The organism is Embleya sp. NPDC020886, assembly GCF_044333915.1.
In the GTDB taxonomy this organism is placed as follows: Bacteria; Actinomycetota; Actinomycetes; order Streptomycetales; family Streptomycetaceae; genus Embleya.
In genome coordinates, this window is the sequence record NZ_JBIRRX010000002.1 from 191,205 (window position 1) to 212,544 (window position 21,340).

The window sequence follows — 21,340 nt, forward strand, 5'->3', positions numbered from 1 at the left end:
GGTGGCGAAATAGGTGATTTGGGGCCGTGGGGCGAGTTGTTGTTTCAGTACGGACGGCAACGCATACATCGGCTCTTTGTCTCCGGTGCGTTGCCGTCCGTACGGAGATCACAGACTCCAGATCAGCGGCAGGGTCGCCTCCTTGCCGTCGGCCGAGTAGTCGTGCGATACCTGGGTCAACTCGCCCATGCGGGCCTGCCATCGGATGTTGACCGGCAGGTCGGCGAGGGAGTCGAGCAGGGCGCCGTAGTCGTCGCAGTCGAGCACGTGGAACAGGTCCAGGCCGCTGCGCCAGATGTTCCACTCGTGCACACCGGCCGCTCGGATGGCGGCGGTCAATTCGGCCGGCACCTCGCGGTGAGCCTGTTCGTACTCTTCCTCGCGGCCTGGGGCGAGTCGGGTGTGCAGGGCTACGCGCATGGGATGAACTCCTGGATGGGTGATGGGTGATGGGGGTGGTGCCGAGCCTTGACAGTGGGTCGGCCACCGCGCTTCAGTGATCGGGTCAATTCTTGAGGGTTGTTGCCGTTTCTTCGGCGACTCGCACTCTAGGCAACCCAATGATCCGATGACTATCTCTCAGGTACAGGAGATCCAGGCGTGACCGTTTCGGCGCTTGTGGACGCGCATCATCACCTGTGGGACACGGCGGAGCGCGAGTACGGGTGGATGGACGGCGCCTGGGCGGACCCGCTGCGCGGTCGGTTCGGGCCGGGCGAACTCGCGGCGGCGGTCGGGCACCGCGGGCAGGTGGCCACCATCGCCGTCCAGGCGGTGGCCGACACCGCGGAGAGCGCCGAGCTGCTGGCGATCGCGGCCGATCCGGGCACACCGGTCGCGGCGGTGGTCGGCTGGGTGGACCTGACCGCCCGGGACGCCGCCGATTCGATCGCCGCGCTGCGTGCCGGTCCGGGCGGGGAGCACCTGGTCGGGATCCGGCACCTGGTACAGGACGAGCCCGACCCGGACTGGCTGCTGCGCCCGGACGTGGCCCGCGCGCTGGCCGAGCTGACCCGCGCGGGCCTGGTGTACGACCTCCTGGTCAAGCCGCCGCAACTGGCCGCCGCGGTCCGGGTGGCCCGGGCGCATCCGGAACTGTCCTTCGTGCTCGACCACATCGGCAAGCCCGAGATCGGCACCGGCGACCGGGAGCCGTGGGCCGCGGCGATCCGCGACATCGCCGCGCTGCCCAATGTCACGGTCAAACTGTCCGGTGTCGTCACCGAAGCCGACTGGCGGGAATGGACGGTCGCCGAGGTTCTTCCGTACGCGCGCCACGCGTTGGAGACCTTCGGTCCGCAACGCACGATGTTCGGCTCGGACTGGCCGGTCTGCACCCTCGCCGCGTCCTACGACGAGGTGTTCTCGCTCGCCGCACGCACCTGCGCCGACCTGTCGACGGCCGAGCGTGACCGCGTCTTCGGCGGCACGGCCCGGACGGTGTACGGCTTCTGACCGGGGCAAAGGCGTGCCGGGTGGGCCGTCGGCCGGGGTGACGGCCCGTGGTGGGTCGGGTCAGCAGGCATTCAGGATGGTGGTGAGGGCGCTCTTCTCGCCGGCGTCGACGGTGAGCGCGTAGTCGTGCTTGACCTGGACCCAGGCTCGGGCGTAGGTGCAGCGGTAGGACGTCTGCGGGAGCCACTCGGCGGGGTCCTTGTCGCCCTTCGAGCGGTTGGACGAGGCCGAGACGGCGATGAGTTGCGGGGCGGTCACGTCGTTGGCGAAGGCGCGCCGTCGGGTCGTGGTCCAGGCCCACGCGCCGGACGCCCAGGCTTCGGACAGCGGTACCACGTGGTCGATGTCGAACGTCGACGGGTTGGTGGTGACCACGTTGTCGTAGGCGCTGGTCCAGGTACCGGAGGTCGCGGTACACGCGCTGTTGGTGGTCACGCCGCTACCGTCGCGCTTGAGGATCCATTCGCGGGTGTCGCAGGTCCCGGAGATGGTGATCCAGGTCGGGAACAGGTCGCGGTCGTAGCTGTCGCCGTGCGTCTCGGCGGTCGCGGTCATGCCGGCCAGGTGGGAGCGGGCGGTCGCCGCGGATATCGGCGTGGGCAGCGCGGCCTGCGCGGGGATGGTCGCGGCGGCGCTCGCGGCGAGGGCAAGTCCGGCTATGCATATGGTGGTTGCGGCACGGCGCAGTGCGGTCGCGGTGGTCATGACGGGGCCTCCCGAGGGTGGTGGCGGCATCCGGCCCGGACCCGGACGCGGATCGGCGCGCCCAGCGTGCCCGAGCCGCCGGGTCCTCCGGGACCCCGCACGGCATGAATTCTTGGTGACGCGGGCCCGCCGAGGCCCGTACACGCGTGGGTGTCCGCCGTGAACTCGGCGATCCGACAGGCGGGTTCGCCCGGTCGGGCGGGGCGCGGCCGACGGGGGCGGGTCGGCCGGGTGGGGAACGGGCGGCGGGTTCGGCGCGTCGGAACCTCGTGGGCTCCGTGCGGAGTCGACCCGCGCACTGCACGAACCGGAGGATGTCCATGCTCTTTGGTCGACGATCGGCCGACCTCGGCCCCAGGAACGGAGGCCGCGCCCTCGCCCGCCGGGCCCGCGAACTGGCCGCCGAGGGCAAGGAGCGCCGCGCCCTGGTCCGCGCGTCCACCGCATGCGAGTTGCTCAGCGACGACTGGCCGGTCCTGGACGCGTTCGCCACCGCGACCGCCTTCGAGGACTGCGCCGCGGCCTTCACCGCGTTCGGCAGGCACACGATGGCCTTCCGCTGCCTGAGTGCCGCCGTCGAGGTGCTGAGACGGCTATGCGTGGACGAGCCCGGGAACGGGGCCGCGCACGTGCGATTCGGCGTTCTCGGCTACGCGGCCTACACGTCGGCGGTGGCCGGCGGTCGGGATCCGGCGGCGCTGGTGGACGTATTGGAGTCGACGGTCCGCGCCCTGGGGACCGCCCTGGAACTGGGCCACGTCGAACCGGACACGCTGATCGAGGTGGCGAAGGCACTGGCCGACCGCTACGAGGAGGCCGGCCGCGTCGACGAGGCGGCGGCCGTGCGGCGATCGGCGGAGGACCTGGCCGAATCGCACTGACCCGGCTCGGCCGGTCGGCGCCGCTCACGGGGCGGGGCGCGGTGCCGACCGGCGATCGACGGGTGGGTTCAGAGGGTGGCCACGTCGGAGTCGGTCACCGATACCTCGACCGAGCGGGTACCGCCCAGCAGGCCCGGAAGAGTGAAGGCCACGTCGAGGCGTCCGTCGAACCGACGGCCGACGACCACACCCCGGGCACCCGCGGGAATCGACTGGGCGAGCGTCCCGCCGAGGTCCCGGACCGCCTCGACCTTCGTTCCGATCTCCACAACGGGCCTTCCTCGTCGTCGTCGGGCAGGGGTTGCGTGTTGCCGGCCCCGGCCCCGGCCCCGGCCCCGGCCCCCGCCCCGGTGCCGGTCCGCCTGCGGAGCGGGTGGAGGGGTGGAGGGGGTGGGCGGCGACGGGTGGCCTGGTTCGTTCACGGTTGCGGGTCCACATCGGTGCCGCGGTCCTGTTGCAGGCGCCACAGCTCGGCGAACAACCCGTCGGCATCGGCGAGGAGTTCCTCGAACGTGCCGCGCTGCACCACCCGGCCCGACTCCATCACCACGATCTCGTCGGCCACCGCCACGTTGGCCAGGCGGTGGGTGACCAGGACCACGGCGCTGCCCCGGGCGATGTCGCGCAGCCCGGCGAAGATGCGATGTTCGGCTCGGGGGTCGAGGGCGGAAGTGGGTTCGTCCAGACAGATCAGGCCCGGTTCCGCGTACAGGGCGCGGGCGATGCCGAAGCGCTGCCACTGCCCCACGGACGGGTCGATGCCGCCCCACCACTCCCGGGCCAGCAACGTGGCGAGGCCGCGCGGGAGGCCGGCGATGACGTCGTCCGCCCCGGAGGCCGCCGCCGCCCGATCGAGCGCGTCGGCGTCGTCGGCGCGAGGTTGCCCGAGGTTGATGTTCAGCCGGGCGGACAGCGGCCAACGGGCGATCTCCTGGGGCACGTAGCCGAGATGGGCCCAGGCGGCGTGCGGGTCCAGCTCCGCGACGTCGGTCCCGTCCCAGCTCACCCGGCCCTCGTGCGACAGGTAGAGGCCGCACAGGAGCCGGGAGAGGGTGGACTTGCCGGAGCCGTTCTCGCCGACCAGGGCCAGGATCCGGCCCCTGCGCACCTCCAGGTCGACGCCGGCCACGGCGGCGGTCGCCTTGCCCGGATAGTGGTAGGTGACGTTCTCCGCGCGTACGACGACCGGCGACTTTGGGGCGAGGGTGCCCCGCTTCATGCCGTGGCCGCCGGCTTCGTCGAGGAAGCGGGCCCAGTCGTCGAGGTAGAGGCCGACGCTGTACAGCCGGCTGCCCGAGATCACCAGGCCGCCCAGTGCGGTGCCGACGGTGCGCAGCGCGATGACGGCGGTGCCGGCGGCGGCCACCGACATCCGGCCGCTGGAGAGCAGGTAGGCCAGGGTGGCCCAGACCAGGCTCGCGGCCAGGCCGCCCATGGCGGCGCCGACCAGACCGATCTTCGCGGTGGTCCAGGCACCGGCCTGGGTGACGCGTTGCACGCGCTCGGCGGCGATCGAGTATCGGTTCAGCAGGTACGGCGCCATCGTGCAGGCGCGCACCTGGTCGGCCCAGCGTTGGTCGGAGATGTGCCAGCGCAGCATGTTGAGCAGCCGGCGCTCGTCCTGGGTGCGCAGGGTGGTCAGGTACTCGACCCTGGCCCCGCGTACCGCGGCGACTCCGCGCGGGAGCGCGCCGAGCAGGAGCAACGGGAGCAGTACCGGATGCAGGATGGTGAGCACGGACGCGGCGGCGATCAGGGACGCGCAGGCGGCGAGCACGTCCTGGGACTGCGGCATCAGGCCGCGCATCGACTGTAGACCGCGATCCGCCGCGTCCCACCGGTCCTGGTAGCCGGGATGGTTGTAGGCGGCCAACTCGGCGCGGGAGGCGGCCTGGAGGAGCAGCCATTCGGATTCGCGGGCCAGGCGAGGGGTGACCCGCGCGGACAGGCCGACGACGGCGATGCCCAGTACGGCACGCAGGCCGACCGCCGAGGCGAGCAGGACGATCGAGGGCAGCGCCTCGCGCAGGCGGTCGGCCACGTCGCCGGCGGAGATCAGGGCGGTGATCGTGCCCGTCGTCGCGAGCAGGCCGCCGGCCTCCAGGAGTCCGGCGAGGACCTGGCACACCAGCAGCGCGACCAGCGCGCCCGGATCGGCCCGCCAGGCCAGGCGCATCGCGCGCCTGATCAGTCGGGGCAGGCGGGCCGCCATCGCCCGGGTGGTGATCCTGGTCAGCGCCTCCTCGGTGTCGCGTCCGGGTGGCGCGAACCGCGGTTCCTGGTCCGCGGGTTCGGCGGCGGTCGGGTCGGTCGCGCGCTGTTCGGCGGCGGTCGGACCGGTCGGTCGATCGCTGCCGACCTGGTGGGGGATGCCGGCGGAGTCGGGTTTCGACCGGGGCGAGGAGGGGTCTCCTCCGGTGGCTTTCGTGGTCATCGCGGTGCCTCCTGGCGGTGCGGGCGAGGTCGCCTGCGGGAGTGTCCGCTCATGCTTCTGGCGTGTGTCCGGACCCGGCAGAGCGCACGGATGTGCGACCGAGGCGCGGGGGCGAGGAGGGCGCCCGGACCGGACGCTCGACCAAACGTGTCGCTGCCGGGCGTGCTCGGAGCGGTCTCCGGGAAGGACCGTGCCGGGTCCGGGATTTCGTCGGTGACCGCACTGTGCGCCGGGCGTACGCGGTGGGGCACGGCATCGTCGCGAACGGCGACGACACACCGGCGCCGGGCCGCCGCGGCCGGTCGCCGGCGGCCGGTTCAGTCGGTCGTGCCGCCGGTGGGGACGGTGCGTTCGAAGAAGGTTTCCAGCACGATGGTCGCCTGGGTGCTGCTCACCCCGTCGATCGCGTGGATGCGGCGCAGCACGTCCTGCATCGCCTCGGTCGAGGCGGTGCGGACCTTGAGCAGCACCGAGGCCGTTCCGGCGATCACATGCGCCTCCTGGATCTCGGCGACGGCGGCGAAGGCCGGCCCGGAGTCGCCCATCCAGGCCACCGAGTCGACGGTGACGAAGGCCAGTACGTCCAGGCCCACCGCCGCCGGGTCCACGTCGACGGCGGTACGGCGGATGACGCCGCTCGCCCGCAGCTTGCGCACCCGTTCGTGTGCGGCGCCGGCGGACAGTCCCACCTCCCGGCCGAGTTCGGCGTAGGTGCGCCCGGCGTCGTGCTGGAGCAGGGCGAGCAGGTCCCGATCGATGTCGTCCATGGGGTGTGCCCTGCTCCTCCGTAGTCGCGCCGAGCGTGCCGATCGCGGCGGCTCGATGGTAGCGAGCCACCTTGCGCGAGTTGCATCGGGCCTTGACGTCACCGAATCATATTCTGTATTCATGCAGAGAACCAAGATGCTGTTCGGTGACTGCAAGGAGTTGCGAGACGATGTCCGACACCCGCATCCCGATCTACGACGTGATCGACGAACGTTTCCGGACGCAGCGCTGCGTCTTCGGCGACGATCGGCTGGAGACCCTGCACGCCGGCGGTCGTTGGTCGGAGGGACCGCTCTACTTCCCGGCGGGCCGCTTCCTGATCTGGAGCGACATCCCCAACGACCGCATGTTGCGCTGGGACGAGAGCACCGGCGTCGTCGGCGTCTTCCGCTCGCCGGCCGGGCATCCCAACGGCAACACCCTCGACGGGCAGGGCCGCCTGGTCACCTGCGAACAGGGCAACCGCCGGGTCACCCGCACCGAACACGACGGCTCCGTAACGGTGTTGGCCGATCGCTTCGGTGGCAAGCGGCTGAACAGTCCCAACGACGCCGTCGTGCACTCGGACGGCTCGATCTACTTCTCCGACCCCGACTTCGGCATCACCAGCGACTACGAGGGGTACCGCGCGAAGAGCGAGATCGGAGCGACCAACGTCTATCGCATCGACCCGGAGAGCGCCGAAGTGCGCCTGGTGGCCGACGGGTTCGCCGGGCCGAACGGGCTGGTGTTGTCCCCGGACGAGCAGCGGCTCTACGTCTCGGACACCCGGGCCAACCACGTCCGGGTCTTCGACGTGCGCGCGGACGGGACCCTGTCCGAGGGCGCCGTCTTCGTCGAATGTCGGCCGGGCGAAGGCCGGTTCGACAACATCCGCTTCGACGACGGGGGCCGCCTGTGGGTCGCCGCGATGGCCGACGGCGTGCACTGCTACGACCCCGACGGCACCCTCATCGGCCGCATCCGCACCCCCGAACCGGTCGCCAACATCACCTTCGGCGGCCCCAAGCTCAACCGCATGTTCCTCGCCGCCAACACCACGCTGTACTCGCTGGTCATGTCCGTCACGGGCACCTCCCGACTTCCCGGACGCGGGCACCCGCGCACGGACTGACCACCCGCGCCTGCCCCGCGACGTGGCGGCGATTACTCGGCTCCGGCAGTCGCTTCCGGCAAACCGCACAGGCCGAGCGCGACTTGGAGCGCACCCGGGTCGCCCGGTTGCGGGCTGCGGCGAATCGGTACCCGGCCGACCGTCGGCTGGTCACCGAACTGTGCGCGAACAGTGTCCGGTTCGCCGAGCTGTGGGACTCCGCGGGCAGTGGCCCGGCCGGAGGCAGCGCGCAAGACCGTCGACCATCCGCAGATGGGCGAACCGACGCCGGACCGCGACCTGCGCATTCCGGTCTACACAGCCGACCCCGCACCCGGGACGCCGAACGACTCGCGCTGCTCGGCGTCCCGGGTACCCGGACACCCGTGGGATGAGCTCCCCGGGGCCGGACAGGGCCTAGCGGACGGCCAGCATCGGCAGTCGGGAGCGGGCGGAGTGGGCGGCGATGGTGGCCCAGATGGTGACCAGGTCGATCACGCCGTTCGGGTCGGGCGCCTCGCAGCGGACGGTGAGCTGGTCCACCCGCTCGGCGCCCGGCGTGGCCGCGGCGAGCTCGGCGGCCAGCGGGATCTGGAAGCCGACCTCGAAGACGAACTTCTCCGGCAGCTCCAACGGCTCCACGGTCGCCGCCTTCTCCACGGCCGCCGCCGCGCCGGCCCGGATCAGGTCCTGGGCGGTGGACGGATGCACGCTGTTCGCCGCGTGCACGCCCTCGGCGGTCTTGACCGGGACGGTGAGCACGCCCGGGAACGCTGCGGCCGTTGCCGCACAGACCTCGTTGTCGCCGGTCACCAGGCCGATCGGCACGCCGTGCTGGGCCGCGAGCAGGCCGTTGACCTCGGCCTCGGTCACGGGTCGGTTGTTCAGTCGCACCGCGCCGAAGTCGGACGAGAAGGTGTGCGCGAGCACGCCCGGTGCGCCGGCCGCCGCGTGGTAGCCGATGAACAGCGCCACCCCGTGGTTCGTGCCGAGGCCGCTCGCCATGCACTGGGCCTTGGGGCTGCCCTGGATCACCCGGGCCCGCGGGTCCAGGTCGCGCGCGAGCAGGTTGTCCATCGTGCCGTGACTGTCGTTGATCAGGACATGCTCCGCACCCGCCGCGAACGCTCCCTCGATGGCCGCGTTCGCCTCGCCGGTCATCATCTCCTGTGCGTTGCGATAGCCGCCGCCCCCGCGCACGATCTGGTCGATGGTGGCGATGCCCGCGATGCCTTCCATGTCGATCGAGATGTATACGTCCATCGGGTTCTCCCGTTCGTTGCCCTGCTCGGCCGGTTCGCGGGGGCGCGGGACGCCCCGCCGAGCATCACCCGGATCACCCCGTTTCGGCGTTGGCGATTCGCACAGGTTCGCTGTCGGTTCTTCGTCGTCGGCGACGAGCCGGGGTTTGCGCGCGCTGCCTACCGTGAGCGCTCACCGCGGCGCTCCCGCCGCCCATCCAGGAGGTGCTCGCCCATGGCACGATCCGCCACGCCCCCGGCCGCCACACCGTCGTCCGGTCGCCCGGATCTGTCGCGGACGACCGCGTCCCTGCCGACGCCCGAATACCTCGGGGCCCGGCTGGCCGAGCTGGCCGAGAAGGCGGGCATACCCGGCGCGAGCATCGCGGTTCGGGTGGGCGATCGCACCGTGGCCGCGGCGGTGGGCGTGCTCGACGTCGAGACCGGCTACCCCGCGACGACCGACTCGCTGTTCCAGGTCGGCTCGATCACCAAGGTGTGGACCACGACCCTGGTGATGCAGCTCGTGGACGAGGGCCTGATCGACCTGGATGTGCCGATCCGCACCTACCTCCCCGACTTCCGGCTCGTCGACGAGGACGCGGCCGCTCGGGTGACGGTACGTCACCTGCTGTGTCACACCGGAGGCTTCGAGGGCGAGCTGTACGACGACCACGGGCCCGGGCACGACGCGTTGGCGCGCCTGGAGGCGAGCCTGGCGACCGCCGGCACGCACCTCTTCGCACCGGGCGAGACGTTCTCCTACTGCAACAGCGGATTCGATCTGCTCGGCCGCCTGGTCGAGGTGTTGACCGGGCGCACCTGGGAAGCGGCCCTGCGCGAACGGGTGTTCACGCCGCTCGGCATCACCGAGGTGGCCAACGACGCGAGCGAGTCGATCCTGCACCGCACGGCCATCGGCCACCTGGGCGGACCGGACGGCACGCCGGTCAAGGCGCCCGTCCACCACATGTCCCGCGCCGGCGGCCCCTCGGGGGGCATGTTGGCGACGAGCGCGCGGGAACTGCTGGTGTTCGCCGACGCACACATCCGCCGGGGGCTGCTGCCGAACGGCACGCGCCTGTTGTCGGAGGAGTCCGCGCGAGCGATGTGCGAACCGCAGGTCGAGATCATCGGGGACGGCCGGCTCGGCAGGTCGTGGGGCCTGGGCTGGAACCTGTACGACTGGCCCGGCGAGCCCGTCATCGGCCACGACGGCGGCACGATCGGTCACGGCGCGATGTTGCGCGTGGTGCCCTCGCGCGAGTTCTCGGTCGCGGTGCTGACCAACGGCGGTGCCCTGTACGGCGTCTTCGACCTGGTCCGCGAACTGCTCACCACCCTCGGCGGCGTCGAGGTCCGGGAACTGCCCACGCCGCCCGCCGAACCGGTGGCGATCGACGCCGACTACGTGGTCGGCCGCTATGCGTCGGCGTCCGCGCAGATCGACGTCGCCGACACCGAGGACGGTCTGACCTTCACCACGCGCTGCATCGGGCCGATCGCCGAACTGGTCGGCGACGAGGCGGTCACCAGCCGTGTCGTGCCGCTGGACGCGCGGACCCTGATCGCCGCCGAACCCCAGGGCGGCCGACACCCGTCGTACGTCTTCCTCGGCGCGGGCAAGCAGGCCGAATTCCTGCACATGGGCCGAGCCCTGCGCCGAGTCGGCTGAACCGGCCGACGGCGACGGGGGGTTGAGGCCAGGCGAGGCGCCCCGGCCCGCTCGCCTGCGGCACACCTCGCGGCGGGCTACGACATCGCGTCGCGCAGGGCGACGATCACCGTTTCGGGTGGGTGTACCTCGGTGGCCGCGTGTTCGACCGCCGCCAGGACGTCGGCGAACCGGTCCGGTTCCGCCGCGTCCAGCACGTCCCGTGCCCAGTGCGCGAGCCGGCTGGGGTCGGATGGGACGTCCGGCAACACCAGGTCCGATATCGCTGCGGCGGGCCGTGCCGGCGGACGCCGCTCGGCGAGGCGCGACTTCGGCATCCTGGGGCGTGAGTCGTGGAGCAGGCGCCGTACCCGCGCGCCCTGCGACGGCTCGGCCGGGGCGAGGGCGGTCGGATCGGGTGCGGCCGGCGGGGCGGGTTCGGGGGCCCGCCACGCGGTCAGGTCGGGGAGTCGGCCTTCGGAGCCCCAGCGGCCGATCGGCAACCGGACCTTGTCCGGATGCACGCACACCCCGACGCCGGACTCCGCGTCGACTCGGCGCCCTTCGCCCGGTTTCCACGGCCAGGCCCGGTCCGGCCGCGCGGCCACGTCGAACTCGCCCGGACCGAACCGGAGCGACGGGCAGTAGCCGCACACATCCCCTTCGATCCACGGCGGCAGGACCGGCTCCGGCGGGGACGACATGACGGCAGCGTACCGACCCCGCCCGGGTCCGCCGCCGGCGCACGCGACCACCGGTCGATCCCACCCGTCCCCTCCGTATCGCGCAACCCCACGGCCGGTTCGCCGGGCCGGCGACCGGGCCGGCGCGGCGGTGGAGGTTTTCGCGATTCGGGCGTCGGTAGGGGCTGTTCAGGCGCGGCGACGCGGGGTTCACTCGGAGGTACGGCATGTCCCCGCCGCGGCGCCCGCATCGAACGGACAGGAGGAATCCCATGGTCCGACCGTTGATCCTCACCCGCAGGGCCCCCTCTCCCGACCCGGCCCGAGCAGCCCACTCCCCGCTGCCCGAGCACCACTTCGACGCCGCCCTCGGCCTCAACGTCACGGCCGACGGCACACCGCTGATCCACGCGGACGGCCACGACGCGATCGGCGAGTACACCGGGACCCAGGAAGCCGGTCGGTGGAAGAAGGACGACTGACGTCCGCACGTCGCATGGGCCGCCGCCGGGCGCAACCGCACCACCGCCCGGCGGCGTTCCGCGCCGTCCGACGGCCCCGCCGCCGGTCCGCGCGGACCACGAGGAGGTGACGATGGATCCGCTGCTCGCCGCAGCCCTGGACGGCCTGGGCATCGCCGAGGCCCCCCGCCCGCTGACCTTGGACCACACCGCCGCCTGGCGCACCCGGCACTGGAAGATCAGAACCGCGGCCGACCCCGCCGGCGTCGCGGCGCTGCTGCACGAGGCCCGCGTCGTCGCGCTGCTGCACGAACTGGGCCTGCATCCGGCGGGGGCCGCGAGCGCACGGGTCGGCGACGGTGCGTGGATCGCGATCGGCTGGCGACCGGGCACCACGCTGTGGGACTGGTGCGTCGCGGCCCGCCGTACCGGCACCCCCGGCACCCGGGCGAGCCTGCGCCGGATCGCCCATCGGGCCTTCACCCGACTCGCCGCACTGCACGCGGCCGGTTGGCGGCACGGCGACATCCAACCCGCCAACATCCTGATCACCCCGGGCAACGCGGTCGAGTTCATCGACCACGACCTCGCCCACCATCGCGACCTGCCGCTGCCGCACCCCTATCGAGGCGGCATGGACCAGTCGACCGCGCCCGAGATCGCCCGCGCACTCCTGGACGGAAAGCCCGACGCCGCCGTCCCCCTCACCGAAGCCGCCGAGGTCTACAGCATGGGCGCGTCGCTGCGCTGGGCCTGGACCGGGCACGCGCCCGCGACCACGCGTCTGCTCGGCCCCGGCGTGACCGCCGAGGACATCCTCCGGGACATCGCCACCGGGCGACACCGGGCCGCACTGGTCGACCACCGCCCGTGGGCCGACGCCGAACTGGAGGCCCTGATCGAGGCGACCACCGTCCGGAACCCGGCCCACCGCGCCGGGAACCCCGCCCGCCGGCGCACGACGAACGGGGTGTTGGGGTCGACGGCCGAACCGAGGTCTCCTGGGCGAGGTCGTCGGTGATCGCCGCCGAGTCGACCGTGCCGCGCAGATACCGCCACAGCGGCCCGTGCCATGCCTCCACCGATTCGGTGAACGCCTCCCGCTCCCCGAGTTGGCAGCGCACCACCAACAGTTCGCTTCCGTCCCCGACCACCGCCCCCCTCCGTCGCACCGTATGTGCCGGGTAAGTCGGCACGCGCCCCGGAAAGGTTCACGACCCCCGACCCGAGGTCGAGGCGGGCGCGGGGTGCCGGGCAAGATCGACAAACAAATGTTTTCCGTTGTTTGTGTGAATCTCGTGAGAGTTTGCTTGGATAAGCGTCGGCCGGATATGAGCGGCTTGTTATAGGCGTTTTTGATCTGTGATCCACGTCACATTGACGCGCCTTTGGGTGCGGCGATTCACTTTCCAGGCGACGAGAATCGGAAAGTCGGATTCTGTAGCGATGTTTTATCGCACCGACCGCCCGAGTCACGCAGGGCTCGGCCGGTTCACAGTCACCTGGAGGTTGTCGTGACCAAGATCGTCAACTCTTTCTCCAAGAGGTTCAGGACCGAGAAGTCCATCAAGTCCGCCACCTGGTACATCTGGTATAGCTGATCGATACCGGCGGAGAACCGGCCGATCATCGAACCGACGCGGGTCGTGCCCGCTCCCGCCGCACGATCGGAACTCCTGCGGTAGCGCCACCTCGACCCGACGATGCGTCGGTTCGCCGTCCGGGCCCGCGTCCGGTGCCGCCGTTCGTCGGCGGCACCGGGCGCGGGACTCTCGCCCCCGTGGAGCAGCGATGAGTCGTGCGAGTCGTTCCGGACCCTCCGATACGGCCGGGCGCGCCCGGGTCACGATCTTTTCGCCGAAGATCGAGGAAGTCCTCCGGGAACATCGCGGTGTGAAGTTCTTTCGGGTGGACGCCGACACCGTCGGAGTCGCCGACCCGGACTTGATCGAGAAACTGCTCGGGAGCAGATCGGCGCATGAATTCGAGCGGCCGACTTTCAAACCGCTGCAGGGAAGATCAATTGCCCGCGCGGAGGCGGCCGAGGTGATGCAGGCGCTCTCGCGGGACGTCCGGGACGCTTTGCAGGGGCCGGTTGTGGATTCCGTGGATCTTTCCGGAAACTGGCCGCACGCGGGCCACGCCTATCTTCGTGATCTACTTTTCCGTCCCGATCCGTGGCGGCTGCGCGTGCTCACGGATCGCCGACTGGAGGCGGTGCCCGTACTGGCTCGCGCGGCGGTCCGAACGAGCGCCGCACTGCCCGGCGCGCCCGACCCGGACGCGCCGATGTCGCAACTCGCGGCGCTGACCGCCGCGGCGGCCGCCGATCCGGAGCAGCGGCACTACGCGTTGGGCCTGTATCGACGGGTCGCGGCCCCGGTGTGCCTGGGCGTGTCCGCGCTGGTCGCCAACGCGCTCTGGCTCGGCTCGCCGTTCGACGCCGACGCGTCGAACCGGCACATCGTGCTGGAGTCCCTGCGCCTGTTGCCCCCGTCGTGGAACATCCTGCGGGTGGCGTCCCCGGAGTTCCCCGCCCTGGACTCCCGGATCGGCCCGGACGACGATGTGCTGCTGCTCCCGCTGCTCAGCCACCGCGACCCCGAACTGTGGGTCGACCCGGACGATTTCCGCCCGGAACGCTGGGTCGACGCGGACGCCGACGAGCACCCGGGATACTTCCCCTTCGGCCATGCCTCGGACCGTTGCCGCGGCCGACACCTGATCATGCCGCTGGCCGAACACCTCCTCGAACGCATCCGCGCCCAGGGCCTCACGGTGAGCCCGCAGCAGACCACGGCCAACGTGCCCCTGGCCGGCCTGCTCGGCGTCACACGCGTGAAGATGACCCGAACTCCGCGCGCCGGCAGGTGAGTTCAGCCGGCAGTCGAGCGTGGATCGGTACCGAGTGGCGGTCGAAAGGGTCCCGTTCGTCGGCGTCGGCGTGCGGTAGACGGCCGGGTGGGCCTTTCGTTCGTGAGCTCGGCCGGGACCGGTTTCGGGTGTGGGCATAGCGCCGGGGGGATGGAAGATTGCTATTACCCGCGGCCGGCGGCCTTGGGGATCCTGGTACCTCCTGGACACCACACGCGAGATACCGCGTGTCTTCGGAAACGAGGAACATTGCGAACAACCAGGATCGTCCCCGCTGTCTTGGCCGCATTGCTCATGGTGCTCACCCTCGGTGCCACGGCCTCCGCCACCGCCGCCCCCGCGAACGCCGCGGTCTCGGACGGGAGTCCGGCGGCCGTGGGTCCCCAGCCGATCATCGGCGGCGGTTACGCGCAGAACGCCCCCTGGGCGGCCCGCCTGTTCTCCGCCGGCCGGCAGACCTGTACCTCGACCATCATCGCGCCCACCTGGATCCTCACCGCGAAACACTGCGTCAGCGGCGGGCAGTTGACGTTCCGCATCGGCAGCCTCGACCAGACCTCGGGCGGCACCGTCGCCAACGGCGCCCAGACCTACACCAGTCCGTCGTCGGACCTCGCCCTGGTCCGGCTGGATCGTTCGGTCTCGGCCACCTACTCCCGGTTGGGCCAGCCCGGTTCGGTGACGGTGGGGCAGAGCGTCCAGGTCTACGGATGGGGCGCGACGTCGCGGTGCGGCCAGGAGATCAACTGCCAGTCGCAGTTCCTCAAGGTCGCGAACGTGACCGTGACCGGCGGTTGCCGCGACGCGTACAACGGTTCCGCGATCTGTGCCCAGCGCGGTAACGGGATCACCGCCGGCGGCGACTCGGGCGGTCCGATGCTGGCGAACGGTGTCCAGGTCGGCGTCGCCTCCACCAGCGACCGTCAGACCACCACCGCGTACACGAACGTGACCGCCTACCGCTCCTGGATCCAATCGATCGCGGGCGTCTGACCCCACGCACCATGCACCACCCGGTCCGAACCAATCCCGACCGCACCGACTGCGCCCGATCGTCTCCCTCTCGCCCCCGAGCGAGCGGCCGACGGTCGGGCGCGCACGTACTTCCGCCCGAAAGGGCGCGTACTGCCCGCCTCGGTCGACGGTGTGCCGTTCCACGACCCGAGGCGCGTGTCTTGGCTTCAACACTCTGTTCAAGGGTTGGGCGGTTGGGATACGGTCCCGGGCACGGGCATCGGTGCGCGCCGGGGATACGGGTGGGTCGGCGTGCGGATGGAGGCGTCCCATGTCCGGTGTTGTGGGTTTCCGTGCGGTGTTCACCCTCGTTCCGCCGAGGCCGGCGGTCGTGTCGTTTCTGGCCCGGTTGCCGGCCGCGCTGTGTCCGACCGGCACGCTGCTCATGGTCACCTCGCTGAGTGGGATCGGCGACGCCGGGCTCGTGGCCGGGATGTTGTGGGCCCGGTGAGGCCGTGGGCGGGCCGGGCATCGGTCGGCTCGCCGATCGCCTCGGGCATCGCCCGGTGCTGCCGGTCGCCGCGCTCGGCAACGCCGTGTTGCTCGCGCTGCTCGTCGCGGCGGTACTCGCCGAGACGCCGCTGCCGGTGCAGGTGGCGATCGCCGGCCTCGCCGGACTGACGGTGCCTCAGATCGGGCCGCTGTCCCGGACCCGTTGGATCTCGTTGGGCCGGCATCGGCCCGGCGACGCGGAATTGGTCGGTCGTGCACTCTCGTTCGACACCACGGTGGACGAGGTGAGCTTCATGGTCGGCCCGGCGCCGGCCGGCCTCCTCGTCGTCACCGTGCATCCGGTCGCGGGCCTGCTCCTGGCGGCGGTGTTGATCGCGGTGTTCGGCGTACTCTTCGCGCTGCATCCGACGGCGCCGCGCGGCGTGCCCACGGCGCGCTCCGGGGGTGGGCCCACGCTGGTCTCACCCGCACTGCTCGCGCTGTTCGCGATGGCGACCTTCCAGGGGCTGATCCTGGGCTCGGCCAACGCCGGGCCGAACGCACTCGCCGCGGCCGAGGGCAACACCGGGCTCGCGGGCCTGATCTGGGGTGGCATGGCGGTGACCAGCACGGCGGCGGGCCTGGTGATCGTCGGCCGCTCGGCGGGCACGGACCTGGTCCGGACGTTGCGCGTGGCCATCGCCGCGCAGGCGCTGTTCGTGCTGCCGCTGCTCCTGGGCGGCGGCCTGTGGGGGACCGCGGGCACCGTGGCCGTGCTCGGCCTGGCCATCGCCCCGCACCTGATCGCGATCTTCGGTCTCGCCGAACGCGTCGCGCCGATCGAGCGGATGGCCGAGGCGATGACGCTGCTCGGCAACGGACTGATCATCGGCCAGGGCGCGGCAGCCGTGGCCGCAGGGCAACTCGCGGGCGGGTACGGGTACACGGCGGCCTTCGGCCTCACCTGCACGGCGGCGGCGGTCGCCGCCCTCGTTGCGGTCACGGTCGTCCGCCGCTCCGCACTCCCCGGCCCCGGGCCCACCACGGGCGTGCTGCCCGGACCGACCACGAGTGAGCCCCCGCCCGCAGGGCACCCGTCGGCGCCGGGCCGCGAGCCCACCCCCGAGCCCACGTCGGCCTCGGGCACCTGACGGGCATCGGCGATCGGGCCCACGAACCCGCCGGGCGCGAATCCCGCCGACCGCATCGCCCGCCCACCGGCTGCCCGCCATCGGGCCACGCCCTCCCGCCCGGGCCGCGCCCTCGCCGGGCCGCGGCCCGGCCGCGCCCCTGCGCCTCCCGCTTGCCGGGTGCCGCCGACTGCCGTGGCCCCGTCGTGGGTGGGCTCAGGGGGATCGGCGGTGGAGGAGGGACATGGCCGCGTTGTGGCCGGGGATGCCGCTCACCCCGCCGCCGCGGCGCGCGCCGGCTCCGCAGAGCAGGATTCGCTCGTGGGCCGTCTCGACACCCCACGCGCCGGGCGGCTCGGTATCCCGTGCGTACGGCCAGGACAGGTCGCGGTGGAAGATGTGCCCGGCGGGCAGTCCGAGTTCGTGCTCCAGGTCCGCCGGCGTGTGCACCTCCAGACACGGGTTGCCGTCGCCGTCGCGCAACAGGCAGTCCTCGATCGGCTCGGCGAGCACGCTGTCGACGGAGTCGAGCATCGCGCGCAACGCCTTCGCCCGGACGCCGTCGTTGTCCTGGGCGAACAACCGCGCCGGCATGTACAGTCCGAACAACGTCAACGTGTGCACCCCCGCCGCCCGGGCCTGCGGACCGAGGATGGAGGGGTCGGTCAGCGTATGGCAGTACATCTCGCCCGGTGGCAGTGCCGGCAACTCCCGGTTCGCGGCCCGCCGGTACGCCGCCGCGAGCTGCGCATAGCCCTCGTTGACATGGAACGTGCCCGCGAAGGCCCGCCGCAGCTCCGCGAGCGGATCGCGCAGGCGCGGCAGTCGGGCCAGGACCATGTTGACCTTGAGCTGGGACCCCTCCGGCGCGGGCCCGTCGGGAGTTGCGCCCAGGAGCCGGTCCAGGGTGTCGGGCGCGACGGCGGCGAGCACGTGCCCGCCCGTCGCCCGGTACTCCCGGCCGCCGATCGTGTACCGCACCTCGCCGTCGGGATCCACCGAGCCGACCGCCGCCCCGGTGCGCAGGTGCGCACCCGCCGCGCGGGCCGCGTCGGCAAGGGCCGAGGTGACGGCGCCCATGCCACCCACCGGTACGTCCCAGTCGCCCGTTCCGCCGCCGACGACGTGGTAGAGGAAACAGCGGTTCTGCCGCAGCGCGGGGTCGTCCATCGGCGCGAAGGTGCCGATCAGCGCGTCCGTCGCGACCACGCCGCGCACCGTGTCGTCGGCGAACTCCGCCTCGATCAGGCCGGACAGGGGCTGCGCGAACACCGCGTCCCACACCCGGTCGTCGTCCACCAGTCGGCGGAACTCGGCTGCGGAACGCAGCGGTTCGGTCAGGGTGGGAAACACCCGGCCGGCCAGTCGCGCCGTGTCCGCGCCGAGTCGCTCCCACGCGTCGGCCTCGCGGGAGCCCGCGAAGCGGGTCAGTTCGGCGCGGGTGCGTTCGGGGTCGGCGGCGTCGACCAGGAAGCCGCCGGTGCCTACCGGGGTGTACGAGCCGACCCGGCGCCGGCGCAGTTCCAGGGGCAACCCCAGGTCGTTCACGATCTTCCGCGGCAACAGGCTGACCAGGTACGAATACCGGGACAACCGCACGTCGACCCCGGGGAACGGCCGGCAGGACACCGCCGCGCCGCCCACTTCGTCCAGCCGTTCCAATACCAGCACCGACCGGCCCGCCCGGGCCAGATACGCGGCCGCGACCAGGCCGTTGTGGCCGCCCCCGACCACGACGACGTCGAATCTCCCACCGTCACGCACCACATCCGCCTCCGGAATCGGCGACCACGGACCATCGGACAACCACGCACCGGCAGCGTATGCACTCGGCGACACGGCCGGTACACCCGACGGTTCAGACCCCGAATCGTTCGCCGAACGCCACCCGGTCGATCGCGTCGGGTGCACGATCCGGGACCGCGAAGACCACTCTCTCCAACGCGCCGGCCAACGCGCCGCCCGTACCGAGCCGCTCGTGGAACGCCGCCGCGACGTCGCGTGGGTCGTTGCGGAACACCCCACATCCCCAGGCCCCCGGTACCAACTGCCGCGCGCCATGCAGGCGGGCCACGCTCAGCACCCGCCCCGCGCGCCGACCCAACGTCTCCCGGATGCGCCGCCGCGCGCCCGGGTCGCGGCGCAGGACCTCGCCCGCGTTGGGCGCGGCGCAGGTGAGGAAGGACACCCGAGCCGGCTCGCCGAGCAACCGACCCCACTCGTCGCGATGCACGGGGACGTCGGGGGACCACAGGACTCGGTCGCTGTAGAACGGGTCGGCGGCGCGGTGGGCGGCGTGGAAGTCGGGGGCCGCGAGGAGGCAGGGATACAACAGGGCGTTGCGGCAGAGGTCCTCCTCCGCCCGGGCTCCGCGCAGGTAGCCGCCGCTCGGGTTGCGCGCGGACGCGAAGTTCAACACCGCGACCGGTCCGCCTCCCGCCGAGAACGGGCGCCGCGCGGCCTGGAGGCTGTTCTCGACGGTGACCTCGAAGGACGTCGCATGCCCGACGCCCGCAGGATGCGATTCGATCGGCCCGTCCGGCGGATGGCTCACGGTGCCCGAGATCGCCGCCCGCAGCGCGGGTCCCACCACGACCGTGCCCTCGGGTGTCGAATACTCGCCCGCCGCGACGATGCGCGCGTTGGCCTCCGTGATCTCTCGCAACGCGTTGCTCACACGCCCGTACGGTATGAGCAGTCCGCTCCGCGCTCAAGCGCATATGCGCCGTCGGCAGCCGGCGTTGCGGGCGACGGTCTTCGTGCGGATGCACACATCTTCGAGGTGTCGCTCGTGCCGGCGGCCATGATCCGGCCGTGCGGTCGCGGCAATACTGAGGGGCGCCCGGGAAGCCGGCTCACTCGTTACCCAAAGAGGCTCCGTATGCAGGTCGATCTCGTTGTCCGCGCAGGTTCCCTCGTCGACGGGAGCGGATCGCCCGCGTTCGACGGCGATCTCGCCGTCGACGCCGGACGGGTGGTCGCGGTCGGGGACGTCGGCGACGCCCGGGGCCGGGACGAGATCGACGCGCGGGGCTGCGTGGTCTGTCCGGGCTTCGTCAACGTGCTGAGCCACGCCTACTTCTCCCTCCAGCACGATCCCCGCGGCCTGTCCGATCTCCATCAGGGGGTCACCACGCAGATCTTCGGTGAAGGCGTCTCGCTCGGCCCGGTGACCGGCGCGATGACCGAGGGCATGATCGAACTCGGCCCGTCGGCCGAGGGCACCCACCGTTCCTGGCCGCGACTGCGCGCGTTCCTGGAGCAGCTCGAAGCCCGCGGCGTCGGTCAGAACGTGGCCAGCTTCGTGGGGGCGGACAACCTCCGGATGTCGGTCGCCGGACTCGACGACCGCCGGCTGGACGCCGACGACCTGGCCGGTGCCTGTGCCCTGCTCGAACAGGAACTGGCGGACGGTGCCCTGGGCGTGGGCTCGGCCCTGATCTACCCGCCCGGCAGCTACGCCGATACGGACGAACTCATCGCCTACGCCCACGTGTTGGCCCGCCACGACGCGCTGTACATCTCGCACCTGCGGAACGAGGGCGACCGCCTCCTGGAGGGCGTCGAGGAACTGCTCGACATCGCCCGGGCCACCGGCGCGCGCGCCGAGATCTACCACCTCAAGACCGCCGGCCGGGAAAACTGGCACAAGATGCCCGCGGTCCTGGACCGGATCGAGGCCGCCCGGGCCGCCGGCGTCGAGGTGACCGCCGACATCTACCCCTATATCGCCGGTAGCACCCTGCTGTCGGCCGCGATCCCGCCGCCCTTCCACCTCGGCGGCCCGAAGGCGCTCCGGCAGCGCCTCGGCGACCCCGAGAGCCGGGCGCGGATCGTGGACGCGGTGCGCGAGGGCGGTGACTGGGAGAGCCTGTGGCGGATGAGCGGCGGCGCCGAGGGCATCGTGATCCTGTCGAATCACCCGGACATCGGCGTTCCCACCGGCTCGACGATCGCGGACGTCGCCAAGGCCCGGGGCGACGCCGACCCGATCACCACGATGCTCGACATCGTGCTCGCGGAGCCGCACGCCGACGCCGCGTACTTCATCGGCAACGAGGACAACATCCGACTCGCCTTCGCCCGGGAGTGGGTGTCGGTGGGCTCGGACTCGGACGCGCCGGCGGTCGACGAGCGCTTCGCCGACCACCCCGTGCACCCTCGGGCCTACGGCACCTTCGCCCGGGTGCTGGGCCGCTATGCGCGCGCCGAGGGGATCGTCTCCCTGGAGGAGGCGGTACGCCGGATGACCGGCCTGCCGGCGACCACGCTGCGGCTGCGCGATCGAGGTGTGTTGCAGGTCGGCGCGCACGCCGACGTGGCGATCTTCGCGCCCGACGACTTCGTGGACACGGCCACCTACGCGAACCCGGCGAGCTACGCCGTCGGCATGCGGCACGTCCTGGTCAACGGCACCCCCGCGCTGCGCGACGGCCGGCCCACCGGCGCCCTGGCCGGTCGAGCCCTGCGCCGCGACGTGTCCTGACGAGGCCGTCGCGACCAGGATCCGGCCCG

The 21,340-nt window shown here is 72.1% G+C and carries 20 protein-coding genes; 11 read left to right on the forward strand and 9 right to left on the reverse strand.

Annotated elements, in window-relative coordinates; translation table 11 throughout:
* Positions 1–108 precede the first annotated feature (108 nt).
* Positions 109–420: an L-rhamnose mutarotase gene (locus ACH4U8_RS07730; RefSeq protein WP_360311564.1), complete on the reverse strand. Its 312-nt coding sequence runs from the start codon at positions 418–420 to the stop codon at positions 109–111.
* Positions 421–600: 180 nt separating this feature from the next.
* Between ACH4U8_RS07730 and ACH4U8_RS07735 the strand changes: the two genes are divergently transcribed.
* Positions 601–1,455: an amidohydrolase family protein gene (locus ACH4U8_RS07735; protein ID WP_360311562.1), complete on the forward strand. Its 855-nt coding sequence runs from the start codon at positions 601–603 to the stop codon at positions 1,453–1,455.
* A 60-nt stretch (positions 1,456–1,515) separates the two neighbouring features.
* Here ACH4U8_RS07735 and ACH4U8_RS07740 read toward each other — a convergent pair whose 3' ends face one another.
* On the reverse strand, positions 1,516–2,160 hold the full coding sequence (locus ACH4U8_RS07740; protein WP_379989807.1) for an HNH endonuclease family protein: 645 nt from the start codon (positions 2,158–2,160) through the stop codon (positions 1,516–1,518).
* A 320-nt stretch (positions 2,161–2,480) separates the two neighbouring features.
* On the opposite strand from ACH4U8_RS07740, the gene ACH4U8_RS07745 reads away from it, so the two are divergent.
* Entirely contained in the window at positions 2,481–3,041 is a 561-nt protein-coding gene (locus ACH4U8_RS07745; protein WP_395776112.1) for a hypothetical protein, read from the forward strand.
* A 68-nt stretch (positions 3,042–3,109) separates the two neighbouring features.
* On the opposite strand, the gene ACH4U8_RS07750 is transcribed toward ACH4U8_RS07745, so the two are convergent.
* The 3 genes from ACH4U8_RS07750 to ACH4U8_RS07760 form a co-directional block, all read right to left on the reverse strand.
* A complete protein-coding gene (locus ACH4U8_RS07750; protein ID WP_395776113.1) occupies positions 3,110–3,310 on the reverse strand; it encodes a hypothetical protein in 201 nt (66 codons plus the stop codon).
* Positions 3,311–3,459: 149 nt separating this feature from the next.
* Positions 3,460–5,475: an ATP-binding cassette domain-containing protein gene (locus ACH4U8_RS07755; protein WP_379989805.1), complete on the reverse strand. Its 2,016-nt coding sequence runs from the start codon at positions 5,473–5,475 to the stop codon at positions 3,460–3,462.
* A 317-nt stretch (positions 5,476–5,792) separates the two neighbouring features.
* Complete coding sequence (locus ACH4U8_RS07760) at positions 5,793–6,242, reverse strand: Lrp/AsnC family transcriptional regulator (RefSeq protein ID WP_360311554.1); 450 nt, start codon at positions 6,240–6,242, stop codon at positions 5,793–5,795.
* A 170-nt stretch (positions 6,243–6,412) separates the two neighbouring features.
* Here ACH4U8_RS07760 and ACH4U8_RS07765 point away from each other — a divergent pair, with 170 nt between their 5' ends.
* Entirely contained in the window at positions 6,413–7,357 is a 945-nt protein-coding gene (locus ACH4U8_RS07765; RefSeq protein ID WP_395776114.1) for an SMP-30/gluconolactonase/LRE family protein, read from the forward strand.
* Between the two features lie 396 nt (positions 7,358–7,753).
* Here the strand turns inward: ACH4U8_RS07765 and ACH4U8_RS07770 are convergent, their stop codons facing one another.
* On the reverse strand, positions 7,754–8,599 hold the full coding sequence (locus ACH4U8_RS07770; RefSeq protein ID WP_360311550.1) for a M55 family metallopeptidase: 846 nt from the start codon (positions 8,597–8,599) through the stop codon (positions 7,754–7,756).
* 213 nt (positions 8,600–8,812) lie between these two features.
* Here ACH4U8_RS07770 and ACH4U8_RS07775 point away from each other — a divergent pair, with 213 nt between their 5' ends.
* On the forward strand, positions 8,813–10,252 hold the full coding sequence (locus tag ACH4U8_RS07775; protein ID WP_360311548.1) for a serine hydrolase domain-containing protein: 1,440 nt from the start codon (positions 8,813–8,815) through the stop codon (positions 10,250–10,252).
* 77 nt (positions 10,253–10,329) lie between these two features.
* Here ACH4U8_RS07775 and ACH4U8_RS07780 read toward each other — a convergent pair whose 3' ends face one another.
* Entirely contained in the window at positions 10,330–10,935 is a 606-nt protein-coding gene (locus tag ACH4U8_RS07780) for a hypothetical protein (RefSeq protein ID WP_395776115.1), read from the reverse strand.
* Between the two features lie 251 nt (positions 10,936–11,186).
* On the opposite strand from ACH4U8_RS07780, the gene ACH4U8_RS07785 reads away from it, so the two are divergent.
* The 6 genes from ACH4U8_RS07785 to ACH4U8_RS07810 all read left to right on the forward strand — a co-directional run bounded on the left by ACH4U8_RS07785 (position 11,187) and on the right by ACH4U8_RS07810 (position 16,846).
* Positions 11,187–11,396 carry a hypothetical protein gene (locus ACH4U8_RS07785; RefSeq protein ID WP_360311544.1) on the forward strand — a complete coding sequence of 70 codons (210 nt, stop codon included), beginning with the start codon at positions 11,187–11,189 and terminating at the stop codon, positions 11,394–11,396.
* Between the two features lie 112 nt (positions 11,397–11,508).
* Entirely contained in the window at positions 11,509–12,396 is an 888-nt protein-coding gene (locus tag ACH4U8_RS07790) for a hypothetical protein (protein ID WP_395776116.1), read from the forward strand.
* A 770-nt stretch (positions 12,397–13,166) separates the two neighbouring features.
* Entirely contained in the window at positions 13,167–14,249 is a 1,083-nt protein-coding gene (locus tag ACH4U8_RS07795; protein WP_395776117.1) for a cytochrome P450, read from the forward strand.
* 249 nt (positions 14,250–14,498) lie between these two features.
* Positions 14,499–15,242, forward strand: a complete 744-nt coding sequence (locus tag ACH4U8_RS07800; RefSeq protein ID WP_360311538.1) for a trypsin-like serine protease — start codon at positions 14,499–14,501, stop codon at positions 15,240–15,242.
* A 292-nt stretch (positions 15,243–15,534) separates the two neighbouring features.
* Positions 15,535–15,714, forward strand: coding sequence for a hypothetical protein (locus ACH4U8_RS07805; RefSeq protein ID WP_395776118.1), 180 nt, complete (start codon positions 15,535–15,537; stop codon positions 15,712–15,714).
* A gap of 4 nt (positions 15,715–15,718) precedes the next feature.
* Positions 15,719–16,846, forward strand: a complete 1,128-nt coding sequence (locus tag ACH4U8_RS07810; protein WP_395776119.1) for an MFS transporter — start codon at positions 15,719–15,721, stop codon at positions 16,844–16,846.
* Positions 16,847–17,041: 195 nt separating this feature from the next.
* Here ACH4U8_RS07810 and ACH4U8_RS07815 read toward each other — a convergent pair whose 3' ends face one another.
* Together ACH4U8_RS07815 and ACH4U8_RS07820 are read right to left on the reverse strand one after the other, a co-directional pair.
* Positions 17,042–18,589 carry a phytoene desaturase family protein gene (locus ACH4U8_RS07815; protein ID WP_395776120.1) on the reverse strand — a complete coding sequence of 516 codons (1,548 nt, stop codon included), beginning with the start codon at positions 18,587–18,589 and terminating at the stop codon, positions 17,042–17,044.
* 94 nt (positions 18,590–18,683) lie between these two features.
* A complete protein-coding gene (locus tag ACH4U8_RS07820; RefSeq protein ID WP_395776121.1) occupies positions 18,684–19,502 on the reverse strand; it encodes a TIGR02452 family protein in 819 nt (272 codons plus the stop codon).
* 204 nt (positions 19,503–19,706) lie between these two features.
* On the opposite strand from ACH4U8_RS07820, the gene ACH4U8_RS07825 reads away from it, so the two are divergent.
* Positions 19,707–21,311, forward strand: a complete 1,605-nt coding sequence (locus tag ACH4U8_RS07825) for an amidohydrolase family protein (protein WP_395776122.1) — start codon at positions 19,707–19,709, stop codon at positions 21,309–21,311.
* Positions 21,312–21,340 lie beyond the last annotated feature (29 nt).

What these genes read in the sequence shown, in the direction of transcription:
- ACH4U8_RS07755 (WP_379989805.1), bottom strand. Translation starts at nt 5,475, where the DNA reads ATGACCACGAAAGCCACCGGAGGAGACCCCTCCTCGCCCCGGTCGAAA.
- ACH4U8_RS07745 (WP_395776112.1), top strand. Translation starts at nt 2,481, where the DNA reads ATGCTCTTTGGTCGACGATCGGCCGACCTCGGCCCCAGGAACGGAGGC.
- ACH4U8_RS07780 (WP_395776115.1), bottom strand. Translation starts at nt 10,935, where the DNA reads ATGTCGTCCCCGCCGGAGCCGGTCCTGCCGCCGTGGATCGAAGGGGAT.
- ACH4U8_RS07770 (WP_360311550.1), bottom strand. Translation starts at nt 8,599, where the DNA reads ATGGACGTATACATCTCGATCGACATGGAAGGCATCGCGGGCATCGCC.
- ACH4U8_RS07775 (WP_360311548.1), top strand. Translation starts at nt 8,813, where the DNA reads ATGGCACGATCCGCCACGCCCCCGGCCGCCACACCGTCGTCCGGTCGC.
- ACH4U8_RS07790 (WP_395776116.1), top strand. Translation starts at nt 11,509, where the DNA reads ATGGATCCGCTGCTCGCCGCAGCCCTGGACGGCCTGGGCATCGCCGAG.
- ACH4U8_RS07740 (WP_379989807.1), bottom strand. Translation starts at nt 2,160, where the DNA reads ATGACCACCGCGACCGCACTGCGCCGTGCCGCAACCACCATATGCATA.
- ACH4U8_RS07730 (WP_360311564.1), bottom strand. Translation starts at nt 420, where the DNA reads ATGCGCGTAGCCCTGCACACCCGACTCGCCCCAGGCCGCGAGGAAGAG.
- ACH4U8_RS07795 (WP_395776117.1), top strand. Translation starts at nt 13,167, where the DNA reads ATGAGTCGTGCGAGTCGTTCCGGACCCTCCGATACGGCCGGGCGCGCC.
- ACH4U8_RS07760 (WP_360311554.1), bottom strand. Translation starts at nt 6,242, where the DNA reads ATGGACGACATCGATCGGGACCTGCTCGCCCTGCTCCAGCACGACGCC.
- ACH4U8_RS07765 (WP_395776114.1), top strand. Translation starts at nt 6,413, where the DNA reads ATGTCCGACACCCGCATCCCGATCTACGACGTGATCGACGAACGTTTC.
- ACH4U8_RS07785 (WP_360311544.1), top strand. Translation starts at nt 11,187, where the DNA reads ATGGTCCGACCGTTGATCCTCACCCGCAGGGCCCCCTCTCCCGACCCG.
- ACH4U8_RS07825 (WP_395776122.1), top strand. Translation starts at nt 19,707, where the DNA reads ATGCAGGTCGATCTCGTTGTCCGCGCAGGTTCCCTCGTCGACGGGAGC.
- ACH4U8_RS07805 (WP_395776118.1), top strand. Translation starts at nt 15,535, where the DNA reads ATGTCCGGTGTTGTGGGTTTCCGTGCGGTGTTCACCCTCGTTCCGCCG.